11 protein-coding genes are annotated in these 15,694 nt (G+C 39.6%); 7 read left to right on the top strand and 4 right to left on the bottom strand.

Translation table 11 applies throughout. The features are described from left to right. Positions 1-63 precede the first annotated feature (63 nt). From NH462_RS00150 to NH462_RS00135, 4 genes are read left to right on the top strand one after another with little or no spacing between them, the layout of a single operon-like run. Positions 64-2,418, top strand: a complete 2,355-nt coding sequence (locus tag NH462_RS00150) for a hypothetical protein (protein WP_253050029.1) — start codon at positions 64-66, stop codon at positions 2,416-2,418. Further along, positions 2,412-4,772, top strand: coding sequence for a hypothetical protein (locus NH462_RS00145; RefSeq protein ID WP_253050026.1), 2,361 nt, complete (start codon positions 2,412-2,414; stop codon positions 4,770-4,772). The genes NH462_RS00150 and NH462_RS00145 overlap by 7 nt, the downstream gene beginning before the upstream one ends. 11 nt (positions 4,773-4,783) lie before the next feature. Continuing rightward, complete coding sequence (locus NH462_RS00140; RefSeq protein WP_253050022.1) at positions 4,784-5,305, top strand: hypothetical protein; 522 nt, start codon at positions 4,784-4,786, stop codon at positions 5,303-5,305. After that, on the top strand, positions 5,305-6,678 hold the full coding sequence (locus NH462_RS00135; RefSeq protein WP_253050019.1) for a site-specific integrase: 1,374 nt from the start codon (positions 5,305-5,307) through the stop codon (positions 6,676-6,678). The genes NH462_RS00140 and NH462_RS00135 overlap by 1 nt, the downstream gene beginning before the upstream one ends. 68 nt (positions 6,679-6,746) lie before the next feature. Here the strand turns inward: NH462_RS00135 and NH462_RS00130 are convergent, their stop codons facing one another. Further along, positions 6,747-7,070: a helix-turn-helix domain-containing protein gene (locus tag NH462_RS00130; RefSeq protein ID WP_253050016.1), complete on the bottom strand. Its 324-nt coding sequence runs from the start codon at positions 7,068-7,070 to the stop codon at positions 6,747-6,749. Between the two features lie 96 nt (positions 7,071-7,166). Here NH462_RS00130 and NH462_RS22965 point away from each other — a divergent pair, with 96 nt between their 5' ends. After that, a complete protein-coding gene (locus tag NH462_RS22965) occupies positions 7,167-7,427 on the top strand; it encodes a transposase (RefSeq protein WP_169371678.1) in 261 nt (86 codons plus the stop codon). Between the two features lie 361 nt (positions 7,428-7,788). After that, positions 7,789-9,810 carry a hypothetical protein gene (locus tag NH462_RS00120; RefSeq protein WP_253050013.1) on the top strand — a complete coding sequence of 674 codons (2,022 nt, stop codon included), beginning with the start codon at positions 7,789-7,791 and terminating at the stop codon, positions 9,808-9,810. A gap of 403 nt (positions 9,811-10,213) precedes the next feature. Here NH462_RS00120 and NH462_RS00115 read toward each other — a convergent pair whose 3' ends face one another. The 3 genes from NH462_RS00115 to NH462_RS00105 form a co-directional block, all read right to left on the bottom strand. Beyond that, a complete protein-coding gene (locus tag NH462_RS00115) occupies positions 10,214-11,101 on the bottom strand; it encodes a sterol desaturase family protein (RefSeq protein ID WP_253050010.1) in 888 nt (295 codons plus the stop codon). Between the two features lie 9 nt (positions 11,102-11,110). Then, positions 11,111-11,758: a hypothetical protein gene (locus NH462_RS00110; protein WP_253050007.1), complete on the bottom strand. Its 648-nt coding sequence runs from the start codon at positions 11,756-11,758 to the stop codon at positions 11,111-11,113. An 86-nt stretch (positions 11,759-11,844) separates the two neighbouring features. Then, positions 11,845-12,429 (bottom strand): TetR/AcrR family transcriptional regulator, encoded by a 585-nt coding sequence (locus tag NH462_RS00105; RefSeq protein ID WP_253050004.1) that lies wholly within the window; start codon positions 12,427-12,429, stop codon positions 11,845-11,847. A gap of 167 nt (positions 12,430-12,596) precedes the next feature. Here NH462_RS00105 and NH462_RS00100 point away from each other — a divergent pair, with 167 nt between their 5' ends. Next, the gene (locus NH462_RS00100; protein WP_253050001.1) at positions 12,597-15,677 is read left to right on the top strand and encodes a hypothetical protein; all 3,081 of its coding nucleotides are present in this window, start codon (positions 12,597-12,599) and stop codon (positions 15,675-15,677) included. Positions 15,678-15,694 lie beyond the last annotated feature (17 nt).

Genomic DNA, 15,694 nt, shown 5'->3' with positions numbered 1-15,694 from the left:
TGTTGACAGTTGTCAGTGATCTACAATACTGGGTATACATCAATATAAAAAGGCCTTTACATATTGAATCCGGTCGCTATTAAATCATTACCAGCCGTACAAAAGGCACTATCACCTGCATTTAGGAAGTTACTCTTAGATAACGCCCCTAAAAAGAGTAAGAACGTAGTGGTGAATAATTATTCAGCATACATTTCAACCTTTCAAGGCGCTGGTTATGAAGCTTTAGACATTCTAAGTAATCCTGAATCTTTACTGAAACAATTACGTGGATTTGTAGGCTTTATGTACTCGCAAAACGATTGCAAACAAGCATATGAATTGACACGAGTAGTCTATAAAACTTTTGAAGCCGTTACTAACCATGAAATCGATACACCTCAGCTTTCATATACTAGAGAGAATGGCTTCATCAAGCAGTGTATCGCTGAGTTCAAAAGTTTACGGGTTTGCACTGCGCGCTTAGCGTATCTTGATGGCTGGAAACTAAAGTCAAAGGAGGGCAAAGCTTTTAATTTTCCAATAGGTGATTTTCATGAAGTTTTTGGTGATGAATTGACGTCTGAAATTTATTTTCATACTTGCCAGTACTGTAAAACACAGAAAATAACTTCTCTGTCACTTGATGTTTATTTATTGACCGATCTTCTAAATTCATTTACAAGATATTGCAGCAGTGCTGATGATTTGCGTGCTCAACTCAAAGCGAATAAATTGAGTGCTTTTCTTGAGAAGGTTATGTGGTGTTCATTTAGTCGTCATATAGTGAAAGGCAATAAAAGCGCAACCTTTTTTGTCTTTTGGACAAAAGTGATTAAGACTTTCAAAATTTGTTTTATTGATAGTGGTTTAATTGATGAACCCATTAGGCCTGTCTTAACCCCCTTATTCAAAGAAGATTCTCACCCTATAGCCAATATAGCTACTGGCGGTAAGTTAACATCTAGTGAAGAGCAGCTTTGGCTTGCCGATATTCCATTGCATATAAAGGATGAGGCCGTCATCCAAATCATTGAGGATAGGTTGCGAACGAGTGAAGAACATGTTCGTGCAGCTTATCATTCCATTTTTGTGCGCATAAAAGGTAAGCACGAACGTAACCTTGTGTTGGCAAAAACAGGTAAAGTGAAGCCTATCCAAGTTGCTGCTGGCGGAGTTAAAAGAGCTGAACATGTACGTGTGGGACGTGATCATTTAGAGAATAGTATAGCCACATTCTATAAACATGGTATTGGCGCAGCTGTTACAAACCATCTTACATTTTTTGGTGGTAATTACCCCAATGAGGACAGGCTTTCTTTCTCTGAACTAGCGGATGAATTAAACCTACCTACTACTTCTACGCTAGGTGCACTTTGCACATTGTTAGTGTTAGAGCACCCTCAACTCACTCCTTCTGCACTTGAGCATTGGGAGTTGTTTGATAAAAACGGAAAAATGACCGGATATAAGCAAGTCGGTTGTAATTATGTAATTGTTGTTTATAAAAACCGCAAGGGTTCGGCAAAAGCTCAACAAGATATTATTCTTAACGAATACAGCCGAGCCATTGTGAAGACGTTAATCAATCATACTGGACTTGCTCGACAGTATCTAAAAACTAATCCAAGTACAGAGGAGTATCAAGAAAGCGCGTGGCGTTATATGTTACTCAAGGCTAATTTGGAAAAGGCAAACTGGCACGTTAATTTTGGTAGTGATTTACGTTCGGTTGCCATGAATAGTGACTATAGACAATGGGTGTATAACCACTCTTGTAATATGAATGAAGCCGATAAATTATTGCTATCGAAGTTGGTAGGCTTACGTTCAGGCCGTAGACTCCGAGCAATTCGTACCTATATTAAAACCAACTCTTTGCGCGAAGTAGCAGAGGTGTTGGGACATGAAACAGTGAATGTTGACCTATTAAACAAGTACCTTCCCTCTGCGCTAATGGATTTTTTTAATGCAAGATGGATACGCCAATTTCAAAATGCACTTATTTACATCGCAATGCAGGAATCAGAAGAGCTTTTTGAAGCGGTTGATATTAAACCTGAATACCTCGATGAATTTCTACAAAACCATGGTATTCACGATATACCTAAATTGTTTGGTAGATTCAGAAATGATGCAACCTTGTCTCTTGTTGGGAGTAGAGAGTCTCAAGCACGATTCGATGAGGTAACTTTGACTATCACTGAGAATGTGATGAGAGTTCTTATTGCCATAAAAAGCATTGTTGAGCGGTCAAAAGAAAAGCGTGATGGTCAAGCCTTTCGTGACATTGTATCAACTTGGTATGAGGCTGCTACGCTCATTCTGAATGAAGAGGCTCGAGAAGACACAATCAATGCAGAGCGTTCAAAGCTTATCTCGAGAGCAAAGGAGAGCCCACTTGACCTTCAGCTCATCGCTGGAGCGTTAACATGCTAAAACTGATAGTAAATAACTTAAAAGAAAGAAAAATCGGACTTCATGAACTAAACAGTGAAGAGTTAACAGAAGCGCTTCACTACGCCGTTGAAAGTCAAGACTTCGTTTTACAACGTGAAATTGGAAATCATTTTACCCACATTTACGATCAGGCTTATGAAATGCCTTATTGGTTTAAAAGTAGTTATGATGATGAAGTCACAGTCATGAACTTCAATAAAAGGAATAAGGTTGTTGACTGGTCATCAGTGACGCTTGATGATGGTTTGTTACTCACTCATTCGAAGCACAAACCTCTGCTCAATAGTTTTAAAAATTGGTTACTTGCTGTGTCTGATCCTCTTGAAAATGGAGGTTCGGTTATCACTACTACCACAGTACAAAGTAGGGTATCTAAAGTCCTATCATTAATTGATGCTATTTTATTACGCTCAAACGAACTCGAGCTAAGCCAACATCACCTTAGCCACATTACCGCTGACTTTTGGTTGTCTCTTTTTAAAGAGATGTGTGAGGACGGACCAAACAATGGAATATATGAATTTAAAAGCCGTACAATAAATTTAGTTAAAACGCTTGGGAATAGTATTACACAAAAGCAGTTAGGTGCCTTTTTAGTCAAATACCCTTTTGTAAGTAGAGATATAGCAGAAGAAGACTTAATTCTTCAGCTAGCGAAAGAAGATCGCGTTAAGGCATGCTGTTGGCTTTACGATCAGGGTTATTACAAAGGTAAATCAGGGACTACGGTTACAGGCGCTGTGCTTTCGAAACTACTGTTTGAAGGGAAGATAATATCAGAGTTAAACATTCCAGCATATCCTGAGCTATGGCTTTCCGAAAAAGTGCGATCCACTGAATATCCTCCTCTTAACACCGAAAGCCCAGAAGCGTCAGCAGCTGAAGTGACAATTCAAACCTACATATCAATGGCTAAGTTGATTAACACCAATATATTCAAGGACAACTCAAGTTCACCTTCCATTGAGGCGACAAAGTCACTTTGCATAAGAAAAATTAATGACCTAGTTAAGTTGAAACCCAAAGCTCGTACCCAAACCTTATCCCCTGATGTGGTCTTTAAACTCACACGCCAATCTTTTGAATTTACTCTCAAATATCAACAAGAAATTTTGGATGCTTGCTTGTTAGCTCTATCAGAAGGAGCTGCCAAAAATCCGAAAACAGGAAGTAACAAAGAGCGACCCAAAAAAAGATTGGGTACCTTCAATCCTAGTATCCATCAAAATATGTCAGTAACTGAGCGTGGCCATTTTATGAAAAACAAAGTAATGGGTATGTTGGATAAAAAAGGGGTTAAAGCTATGGGTATTCGACAGGTTTTACCTTTTGAAACTCTAGCTGCTGATAAGTATGAAGCTATACGGAATCATGAGAGTTTATTTGAGCTTTACAGCATACTCATGGGGAGCTGCCAGTATCTCACCGGTATCATTACTGCGAGACGACAGGATGAGTTAATATCATTAAAAAGTAGTGGTAATCTATCTCCAAATTTAAGCCCATTTGAACATGAAAATATTGATTACAACCTCATTTTTAGACTCAAAAAGTCTGGAAATGGGGGAAAGATATCTTCTAACAAAACCATTGAAAGACCTATTACAACCTCCATTGCTAAAATTATCTGGCGAATCGAAGTATTTAACGAGTCAGCTATATCGCGAGGGATAGTTAAGGGTAAAAGTACAAACCTTTTTAATAATTTAGACGCAAGAATGTGTCACTTAACTAAAACTACCGTTAGAAGCTTTAATGCACACTTCGATTCGATATGTGATTACTTTGAAACCCCCCTTGTTCAAATGAATAATGGAGAGCTAAGACGACAGTATGTGAGGCAACATCAATTACGTAGATTCTTTGCCTTGTTGTTCTTCTGGCAAAAACGTTTCCGAGGATTTGAAGCCTTACGATGGATGCTCGGACATACTGATATGTCTCACTTATATCATTATATATCTGGTAATGAAGTGGGCGATATCCTCAATGGAGTGAAGGCCAGTGTTATCGTGCAAGGCGTGCTAAATAAGGATGGGGAGCTAGAAAAGCTTAAAAGTATTGCTGAGTTAAAAGAAACGCTTGCTAAAAAATACAATGCTGAGGTAGTAATTATTGATGATTTGGAAAGCGTCATCGACTTGGCAGATGACGAAGACATAACTGTTCCTCACATTGATCAATTAAAAGCAGAAGCAAATCTGGAATCGAACTTAGAAGAGTTACTGAAAACGGGTGAAATCAGCTTGGAACCTAACTTTTTTACAGTCACCGACGAAGACGGAAAGGTTAGAGAAACGTTTAACTTAGCATTCCAAGTAAAAGCAATGTAAGAAAAGTAACGATGAAAAAGAATAAAGAAAATAATCAAAGATCAATTCTGGCTACCGAAGCTCTGTTACTGGAGATCATCAAATCGCCAGATGAGTTTAAAAACAATAATTACTTAGTAAAAGCGCTTAAATCACAAGGTGGCTTAGCCAAGTATGAAAATGCTGAACGGCACATCGGCTCTCTTGCAATCAATACAGTCAAAAGTCTTTCAGAGCTGTTGTTAGATGACGGTTTCGCTGGTCTTGATAGACTAAGAATTAATGCTCGCACTGCCATAGAGAAAGCTTTAACAAGAAAAATAAAAAAGAGCAATGAAGAGAGCGCACGACAAAAGCTTGCATCAACTGAAGAACTGCTCGCCATCACTCAGCAAAGTAACTTCTTATTGAATATAGTTATTAAAGAAATGCGAGCAAATTTAAAAGCAATGGCATTTCAAGATGGAACTGATGAAGAGCGTTTAAAGCGCTACAAAGATATTAATAAGAGGGTTGAAGCGCAACTTAATTATGCAAATTATGGCGAAGTTTAATGCCTGTAACTAAATTAAAAGACTTTTCTCGTTGGTCACATATTGGGTTTGATGGCAAATTAACATGTTATAAACCAAGGGACGTTCCCTTTGTCACCTATAAAAATGGTGTTCCCTGCTATGAAGCCAATATGTATATTCATAAATTGCTAGAGGAAGGGCTAAAATACCAGACAATCAGGACGTATGCTAACTGTATTGTAGCTCTGGTCTATCATGTCGAAAGTGCAACTCATCTTAACCGTTTTAGTGATTTATCTGACGCTACTTTTCGCCTCTTTATACAGGGGTTGCAAAGTGAGAAGCATCCTAATGGTGAAACGGTTAAAAGTAACAATAGAGTTTTGGAAGTTGGCATTCGATGCCTGAAATTTCTTGAGTTTGTCCAAGAGTACCATGATTTGAAACTATTTATTGGCGTAGACAAAGCGAATGCCATAACAGTGGTCGAAACTACTCACAAAATTTCAATTGAGGGAAGTAGGTACAAGAAAGAAATAACCACGACTTCTCATATTTGCCTACCTAGCAAAGATGCGGTTAAAAGACGGTTACCAGTTGGTGAGAAAGATGCACTAAAGGTATGGAGTTTTATACAAACCAATAAAAATAAAGCCGTTCGCTATCGTGATATAGCTTTGTATCAATTAATGGAGCAGACAGGTGCTCGTGTAGCAGAGCTTCATCTCGTAACCGTGGACGACTTCAAAGAAGCTAGAAGTATGAACGAGCCGTGCCTTAAAATGCATACGTTAAAGCGTAAGGACGAGCAATCTTCAAGACATGTGCCTATTCCCCATACTCTTGTAACTGATATTGCTCAATACATGAAGTATCGCCGAAAAGTTATGAAGGAGAAAGGGCTAACTGGAGGTAAAGATCATGGTTTCTTATTTATATCGACAAAAACAGGTGAGCCTTTTAAAGCTGACTCATGGACTACCTACTTAAACAAGTGGAAAAAGGATTTGGGAATCAAAGGCGCTCTACATCCGCACCTTTATCGCCACGCTTTTATCACAAACAAACTTATTGAAATTATTCAGCAACATGTAGATATTATTAATGCTGATGATTTTCGAAAACATTTGCTTAATACCGAAGCCTTCAAATTACAGTTAAGAGAGTGGACAGGGCATACGCAATTGCACTCCCTTGAGACGTATATTCACTTAGCTTTTGCAAAAATGCGAGGCTATGATAAAGCTTATAGTGCAGTTGCACTATCTGCATCTGTAGGAGTGGTTGAAGACCAGCTAGGTCGTATTGAAAAGCAAATTCAGAATCACGAACTAAACTTTACAGAAGCCCTTGCATCACTGAAAAGTACAATAAAGGCGTTTAGGCTAGATATTGAACAGGCTAAAATTTGAATGGACACCAGCTAATACTTTAGTTGGGAGGTTATTAAAATGAAGACAGGCTAATTCAGCTGAATTTACTAATTTGGCGAGGTCTTTCGTTTGCGAACCAACTCACTTAGTAACTTGATTTTCTCATCTTCAGATAGTTGTTCGAATAATAAAACAAACTTTGCCATTTGATCGCTTTCGCAAAAGAAGTAGTTTAGTGGGACGCCCAACTCTTCAGCTATTCGCTTTAAAGTTTGCAAATCTGGTGTATGTCTGCCTTTTTCATAATGGTTCATACGCCCACTCGCAGAACTCGGCTCCAGACCAATTCTAATTCCCAAGTCTCTTTGAGAAATTTTTGCTCTTGTCCTAGCCTCTTTAAGCCGAACCGGGAGGGGGTTAATAAAATCCAAAGGTTAATCATAATAAAAAGCTGGTACTTAGATTCTCTAAGTTTTACTCTATCATGTATACTTAGGAATCCTAAGCCACTATCGAGGAATATAATTGTGAGTAAGACTTACTCAGATGAAATAAAGTTATCAGCGACAAGAAGGGTATTGTCCGAAGGAGAGCGGGTTGCAGATGTTGCTAAAGATTTGAACATAGGTCAGAGCACTTTGTATCATTGGATACAATCAGCGAAGCAACTAGAAAACTCGAAATATAGCTTGATTGTTAATTCACTTGAAAAACGTCTAGAAGAGTTATCAAGAGAGCGAGATATTTTGATTAAAGCTGCGTCAATATTTGCTAAAGAGCTTCACTAATAGATTTGATTAGAAGCGTGAGCAAAGGCTATGGAATTGGTTTGGAGGAACTAGTTTGCTTTGTGGCAGAAGCGGACTGGACTTTCGGGCGAAATTTTTCTACCTACTACGAGTTACAACTTTTCAATTGCGTATTTCAATAGTCATCCTCTGACTTTATTCCATAGAGCCATTAACGAATAGGTTGAATAGTTAATGCGGTATGGAGTAGCAAATAAAATTTTGTTTTGAGAAACGAAGTTCCAAAATGGTAATTAAGTTCGGTAAATTTGAGAATATCACTTAATCTATAACCAATTATGCAATAACATGCTTTCCTAACTAAAATGAAAAACACGATATTAAACTCAAGGGACTGGCGATGAACTTACATACGAACCTACGAGGTCGACTGAGAAATACTTCTTTGCCAAGAAATCATGGCTTGATGCCAGTATTTGAGGCGGTTGTTAACTCTATTCACTCTATTGAAGAAAAAGGCAACACAGACCAAGGCAAAATAACTCTAACCATAATTCGTGAACCACAAGAGGTGATGGATATTAGTGGTGGGTCTTGTGCGCCTATTCTTGGATTTAAAGTCGTAGATAATGGCTGTGGTTTCAACAATATAAACTTTAACTCCTTCCAGACCTTAGATTCTGACCACAAGATAGATAAAGGGTGTCGTGGTGTTGGCCGCTTATTGTGGCTTAAGGTATTTGACCAAGTAAGTGTATCTAGTGTCTTTTCTGATCAAGAAAGTTTTAGCCACCGTGAGTTCGCTTTTAACAGTAGCAACGGTGTACATGGCGAGAAGGTTTCGCCGTCAAAGCAGAATCAAACTGGCTCTGTAGTATCACTTAATGATTTTGATAAGGCGTATAGAAAAGCAGTCCCATCAGGTACAGAAACAATTGCTAATGCGCTGCTAGAACACTGTCTATGGTACTTTGTTCGTGAAGGTGGTGTACCTAAGATCTTTGTTGAAGATGGTTTAGAAACCGTCAGCCTATATCAGTTGTTTGATGAGCACATGCACTCACAGGCAGCACATGAACAGATTGAAATTCTTGGTGAGATGTTTGAGCTTACGCACATCAAGTTCAGGGCTTCTGTTAATAAGAAGCACCAACTGTCTCTATGTGCTGCGAACCGCTTAGTAAAAGAAGAGGGAATTCAAGGCAAACTTCCTGGCCTTTATCAGAAGATTTCTGATGACTCTGGAGAGTTTGTTTATACTTGTTACGTATCGTCTAAGTTCTTGGATGACAACGTTCGGGCAGAACGAACATCATTTGAAATAGCGGAAAGCTTTGATGGTCTCTTTGCTAACCAAGAGCTTTCACTAAAGGTAATTCGTGAAGATGTTCTTAAGAGAGCACAAGCTTACCTTAAAGATGTTTTAGAAGAGAATATCTCAGCGGGTAAGCGTAGGATTGATGAGTATATCGTGACCCAAGCTCCTCGTTATCGCCCAATTACTAACTACATCGAAGAAAAAGACTTGATTATTGACCCGGATAAGTCTGATAAAGATGTTGAGTTGCATCTTCATGAGCAATGGTATGCAGTAGAGCGTCAGTTGCTATGCGAAGGTCAGCATATCATGACTCCAAAACGTAATGAGCAAGCGGAAGAATATGAAGAACGTATCCAGAGCTATTTACAAAAAGTAGAAGACTTGAAAAAGTCTGACCTAGCCAATTATGTATCTCATCGTAAAGTTATTATCGATTTGCTAGAAAAGTCTATCGAGCGTACTTCTGAGGGTAAGTATGCTAAGGAAGAAATCATCCATGAGCTAATTATGCCAATGAGAAAAGAGTCAAGTGAAGTCTTCTTAGACTCTTGCAACCTATGGCTAGTTGATGAGCGTCTGGCATTCCACAATTATTTAGCATCCGATAAACCACTCTCTGCTATGCCTATTGTAGATACTAGCAGTGCTAAAGAACCTGATTTACTCGCCATGAACATCTATGATAATCCAATGCTGGTGTCGGATAATAAGTCTATGCCGCTTGCTTCTATTACTGTGGTCGAAATAAAACGACCTATGCGTAACGATGTTAAGGCAGGAGAAGATAAAGATCCTATTGAGCAAGCACTTGGCTACCTAGAGAGAGTGAGAGATGGTGAAACGAAAACACCGCAAGGTCGCCCTATTCCACATGCTAGTGACATTCCAGGTTATTGCTACGTGATTGCTGACCTCACACCATCTTTGCTTAAGAGATGTAAGATGCTAGACCTGCAAGTGACTCATGATCATCTAGGTTACTTCGGTTACAACAAAGGCTTTAAAGCATATATCGAAGTTATTTCGTTTGATCGCTTAGTTAACTTGGCGAAAGAACGAAATAAGGCATTCTTCGACAAGCTTGGCTTACCAATGAGTTAACAAGCTCCGTAGCAGAAAGAGGACAGTTTATCCTAATTATTTGTATTCTGGAAAATCTGCACACAATGCGCCACTAGATTTGGCTGTGCTCGGTAGGTTATTTGAATATGGGGTGAGAAGCAACCAGGACGAATAAGTTGTTTATATATTCGATTGTGGGCAATGCAGTTATACATCCAATTTAGAAAAAACCATATCAAACGGTCAAAGTAATAACGTTTCGCTTTTACCAAACGCCAGAACCGAATAACAATCGTATCTTAAGTGCCAAATAGCAGACCTTCAAGTGTAACTCGTTTCTGCCCCTTAACGATTTAGAGCTAATAGGTTAAGGTCGCTTAAGAGCGAAAAACGGGCACTCAAAAATATGCGATCAAACTAGTTTGATCGCATATTTTATGGGTTACTTTTTCATTTGCTCTTGCTGCCAAGCCCAAATAGGTGGTTTAACTAATAATTTTATCCGATAACTCCAACTTGGCGCATTCCACAGTTGCTTAGCTAGTTTAACGTAACCACTAAAGAAAACCTTTACGGGGTTAACACTGTTTATAGAGGGGTATACACCGTAAGTGACTTTCTCTTCTTCTTTTGCAAAGGTACCAAACATACGGTCCCAAATGATAAAGATACCAGCATAGTTTTTATCTAAGTATTGTCTATTGGTTGCATGGTGTACGCGATGATGAGAAGGAGTGTTAAATATCGCTTCAATCGGGCGAGGTAATTTTTTCACTGTCTCAGTGTGAAGTAGCGTTTGGTATACCTGTACAATCACTTCCGATATGAAAATAATAAACGGATTAAAGCCAAGCACTGCCAGAGGTAAGTGGAAGAATAACGGGAATAACCAATCTAAGGGGCCGTGACGGTAAGCTACCGAAATATTAAAGTGCGTTGAGCTATGGTGTACGGTGTGTGTTGCCCAAGCAAAGCCGTTCTTATGAAGAAAGCGATGCTCCCAATAATAAGCAAGATCAGCTAAGACAATACAGCAAACAATAGTCCAGGGTGTTAGCGGTAAATCGACTAACCTAAAGTTTTCGTAAACATAGAAAAACACGCCAGCATAAGCAGCAGCAACCAATGCTACTAGCATAATAAATGCCCCTAACGTAATAAAGTTAGCGACACTATCGCCAAGCAAATTACGAGTGAACTTTTTTTTAACAGCGTAGCGAATCATTTCAACGACAAAAAGCGCTAATGCAATCACTAAAAACCAATCATCGATAAAGGTTTCTAACCACCAAATATCATCGGTGCTGAAAGTAGATGTTAAGAATTCCATCATGTGCTCCTAAAGATATTTAACCAGTACTTCGGTGGCTATTGGTTGGCTATTTTTATCTAAATAGTGAACCTCTACCACTGAATGTACACGCTGTCGGTAATCGATTTTTTGCCAAGCCTTCGTGAGCTCAGTTGTTGTATAGGCACCTTTGATCAACAATTGCTGATAATTACCATTTATTTGCGTTGTTGCTTTGGTTGAGGGTTTAATAATGTCTGCTGCATAACCAATAGACACGTCAGCCGACTGATAATCTTTACTGAAGTTACGATAATAAACATAGACCTTGTTAGGCTTTTCCATCAGCCTAGTATGTAAGAGCGTTTTATCATCGAACGATTGCCAAAGAGAGGCGATGTTATTTATTGAAACACGCTCGCTAACCCCTGTAATAGTCAGATTAGACAAGTTATTTTTATGACGAGAGGTTTCTGATTTCTGCTCGTTAATTTCAGATGATTTTACTTTTACGTTTGAACTGATGTTTTGTTTAACCTGTTTTGCTGTTTCTTCTAACGTTTCAATTTCTTTCGACGCTGATTGCACTGGCACCGATATTGTATTTGCTTCAGCAGAAGGGACCTGTAATAGGGCGATGCCCCATACACAGGTAATAATTAAACCTGTAGTTAATAAAGAACCGAACAACTTCATGGCTACTCCCCAAAAAATTTGATGACTTGAGTGATGCAAAGCGTATTCGAATAACTTTAAATTGTCAATGTGAAAATAAATATGTTTTAGCTTGCAGACAATGTACTACACAGTAATTTGGCACTCAGCTTTAACTGATGAACTTGTTCGATTAATTTTAATGGCAGTAACGATTCAGCCATTAAATAACTGGCATAAATTCCATGACTTACAAGGTTTACCTTTTCATCTCGGGCATCAGGGAAATCCACCTTAAGCGCATCAGATACGTATTGGTGGAACTCTAACATGATATGTTGTTGATCTTCTTTTATGGCAGGAAGCCGTTTCGCTTCAGAGAATATCGCCTCGCCAATAATTGTGGCATTAACTCGGTCAGCTGAACCCACAGTAAACAAAGCTTCAATCATGGCTTCACCTCTATTTGCAGTAGGTAACCAGGCGACAATTTGTTGCCACTGCTCACTGTATTTATCGCGCCACCGCTTACTGAGAGCACAAATAATATCGTCTCTATTACCAATGTAGTGGCGCAAAATCGTACGTTTCATGCCGGCAGTTTCTGCAATGTTTTCCAGAGACGTTGCCTGAATACCATATTTCAATATACATACTTCTAGCGCATTGAGAATTTCTTCAATTCTCTGGGGTGCCAGACTTGGGCGTGCCATAACATATCTCTTTAATTTTCATTTTTTAAAACTATAGCAATCTTTTTTAAATTGTCACATTGACAATTTATAGGGTGTCGATCTAAAGTGTAAATTGTCAATGTGAAAATATATTTCTGCTTGTGTCTGCTTGCGTAAACACTTTATGCAGATGTGGGAGGAGTATTATGAGTAAAGCATTTTGTTATTTATTAGGCCTAGCACTGATAGGGTGCGGTGATCGCTCAACTAAAAATGAAAATGAGCAACGGGTAGTAGAACCTAAGCCACCAATAAAGGTCTCACCACCAGAAGTTTTAGCCGATTTTGTTGGCTTTGAGTCAGCGCCAGTTCGACCAATTGCAAAAACGAAAGGTGGCAATACCTTATTAGTAACTAACACCTCAAACAACACACTTGAGCTGTTTGCAATGAATGACGCAGGCGAAGTTGAGTATAAGGAGTCGGTTGATGTTGGTTTAGAGCCTGTAGCGGTTGCTGTTCACGAAAATTATGCTTGGGTAGTAAATCATTTATCTGACTCTGTCAGTATTGTCGATTTATCCCAAAAACCTGCACGCGTTGTACGTACTTTACTTGTTGGTGATGAGCCTAGGGATATTGTTTTTGCTAAAAATAAGGCATTCATTACCACAGCACATCGTGGACAACAACGAACGAGTCCAGATCTAGTTAATGTTAAAGGTGCTGGAGATCCTAAACTCCATACGGCAGGGGTTGGTCGTGCAGATATCTGGATATTTGATGCCTTAAATGTCGGTAAAAACTTGGGAGGCAGGCCGTTAGAAGTTGCTTCTATGTTTGGTGATACATTAAGAGGGCTTGTTGTTTCACCTGATCAAAACACCGTTTACGCTGCGGTGTTGAATTCCGGCAATCAGACTACGGCTGTTCATGAAGCGGTAATGTGTAATGGCTTTGAAGATGATGAATATGGTGGTTACCCTTGCCAGGTACTTGATGGCAAAAGCTCGCCAAATGGCTTAGCTGACGGTTATCTACCTGGTGGAAGGACAGCGCCAGGGGTTAACGCAGATGGCGAATATCAGCCGTGGACCAGCATGATAGTGAAATACGATCGTGAATCTGGACAATGGCGCGATACCAAAGGTCGCAATTTTTCTAACGGCATTCGCTTTCATTTGCCAGATAACGATGTGTTTGCAATCGACACTGACAGTCATCATATAATCCGTTCGTATAACCATGTTGGTACAACCTTATTTAACTTAGCGGTAAGTCCAAAAACGGGTGAGTTATTTGTATCAAATACTGATGCAAATAATGCGACGCGATTTGAAGGGCCAGGTGATTTCGCTGGCTCAACGGTTCAAGGCAATATTGCAAAAAGCCAGATTAGCGTGATAAACCCTCAGACAGGCGCGGTTAAGGCAAGACATTTAAATCGCCATATCAACTATCAAGACCTAAAGGGAAATGGCTCAATTAAAGAACACAGTTTGTCTACGCCGTTGCAACTTGCGGTATCTAATGATGGACAATGGCTATATAGCGCAGTAATAGGCTCAAATAAGGTCGCCGTTTTACCGACGATTCTATTGTCTGATGATCAATATTGGGATGGCGACGGAGAAGAGTTTAATCCGTTGCATTTAAGTAGTCGTTATATGTCTGTTGAAGGTGGTCCAGCAGGGCTTTTACTTAACGAAGAAAAGCAATCACTTTATGTGTTCACCCGCTTTGACAATAGTCTTGTGCGGGTTGACCTAAACAGTAAACAAGAAGTACAACGAATTGCGATGCCGACAACTGAGCCAGAAGATTACATGGCGGGTCGTGCGATGCTTTACGACGCCAATCGCTCATCTTCAAATGGGGAATCTTCTTGTGCAAGTTGCCATATTTTTGGTGATACCGATCATTTGAGTTGGAACTTAGGTAACCCAGATGCTAGCAATAGCAGTAATCCGCAGCCATTTCCAACCGATAATCTATCTGAATTAGGTTGTTTATTAGTAGGACCTGATGAGTCTAGTTGTCAATTGCTAGAGATAATCAACGGCAATGGCGACAAGCGTAGCTTCGCATCGATGAAAGGCCCTATGGCCACACAAACTTTACGTGGTATGCAACACCATGGACATATGCACTGGCGTGGTGATCGTTCAGTCGGCTATTTTGGTAACGATGTTGAGCAAACGTTAGATGAGCGAACTTCATTTAAAAACTTTATCGTTGCGTTTGAAGGCTTACTTGGCTTGGATATCGAATTGCCAACAACTGTTAGTGCTGGTGATAAATCAGCACAAGTGATTGAACTTGAACAAGATATGGATAAGTTTGCCGACTTCATGCTAAAAGTCGCTTTACCACCTAACCCTATCCGCGGTTTAAACAACTCATTATCTACTTCAGCTCAAGCCGGAGAAATGTTCTTCCATGGCGAACGTCGTGCAGACGGTGCTGCTGAAGATACGCCGCTTAACGGTGACAGTGTTGATGGCGTTAACTGTGAGGGCTGCCATGGTGTCGATCATTCACAAGGCTTTTATGGTAGTCGCGGCGAAATTGCCCATGGTGGAGAAATTCAAATCTTAAAAGTACCTCAGCTTAGAAATTTGTATACCCGAGTTGGCATGTTTGGTTTACCTGATAGAGAAGGCTTTCTTCCTTCACATACTAAAGAGCACCAAGGTGATCAAATCCGTGGTTTTGGCTTCTTACATGATGGCGCCACTGATCAATTACTAAACTTCTTAAAAGGGGGAGTATTCGATAATGGTGAAATTGGTTGTCCTGAAGGCGCTGACGAACGCTATGGTTGTCACTTTAACGCAGGTGAGATAGGTATTCCTGATGAAGAAACTCGACAAGGTTTGGTGGACTACATGATGGAGTTTGATAACGACTTAGCGCCAATTGTTGGTCAGCAAGTTACATTAAATAGTCAAACCGCTGGTCAAGTTGGAGCAAGAATACAACTGTTAGAGCAGCGTGCTACAACACCATTTGTTTCTAAATTATTAGGCGGTGAAGTGACAGAATGTGACTTGATTGCTTTAGGTGTAATTTCAAATGAAAAACGTGGTTATTTCTACGATACAACGCAGCAAAAATATCGCAGTGATAAAGCCTCTGAGGCGCTTTTATCTTCAGATGAACTGATTACCTTAGCAACATCTAAACAAAATAGCTTAACCTTAACTTGTACGGTCCCAGGCAAAGGTTGGCAAGCTGCGCTAGACAATAATTTAGACGGCATTTTGAATGCAGATCAAGGTTTGTAAAAAAGGCTGAAAGTAGA

The sequence above is a fragment of the Pseudoalteromonas sp. OANN1 genome (assembly GCF_024124685.1).
Classification (GTDB): domain Bacteria; phylum Pseudomonadota; class Gammaproteobacteria; order Enterobacterales; family Alteromonadaceae; genus Pseudoalteromonas; species Pseudoalteromonas piscicida.
Note: the sequence above shows the minus strand (reverse complement) of the source record. Positions and strands in the feature narration are given on the sequence as shown.

What these genes read in the sequence shown, in the direction of transcription:
- NH462_RS00145 (WP_253050026.1), top strand. Translation starts at nt 2,412, where the DNA reads ATGCTAAAACTGATAGTAAATAACTTAAAAGAAAGAAAAATCGGACTT.
- NH462_RS00140 (WP_253050022.1), top strand. Translation starts at nt 4,784, where the DNA reads ATGAAAAAGAATAAAGAAAATAATCAAAGATCAATTCTGGCTACCGAA.
- NH462_RS00135 (WP_253050019.1), top strand. Translation starts at nt 5,305, where the DNA reads ATGCCTGTAACTAAATTAAAAGACTTTTCTCGTTGGTCACATATTGGG.
- NH462_RS00120 (WP_253050013.1), top strand. Translation starts at nt 7,789, where the DNA reads ATGAACTTACATACGAACCTACGAGGTCGACTGAGAAATACTTCTTTG.
- NH462_RS00115 (WP_253050010.1), bottom strand. Translation starts at nt 11,101, where the DNA reads ATGGAATTCTTAACATCTACTTTCAGCACCGATGATATTTGGTGGTTA.
- NH462_RS00110 (WP_253050007.1), bottom strand. Translation starts at nt 11,758, where the DNA reads ATGAAGTTGTTCGGTTCTTTATTAACTACAGGTTTAATTATTACCTGT.
- NH462_RS00105 (WP_253050004.1), bottom strand. Translation starts at nt 12,429, where the DNA reads ATGGCACGCCCAAGTCTGGCACCCCAGAGAATTGAAGAAATTCTCAAT.
- NH462_RS00100 (WP_253050001.1), top strand. Translation starts at nt 12,597, where the DNA reads ATGAGTAAAGCATTTTGTTATTTATTAGGCCTAGCACTGATAGGGTGC.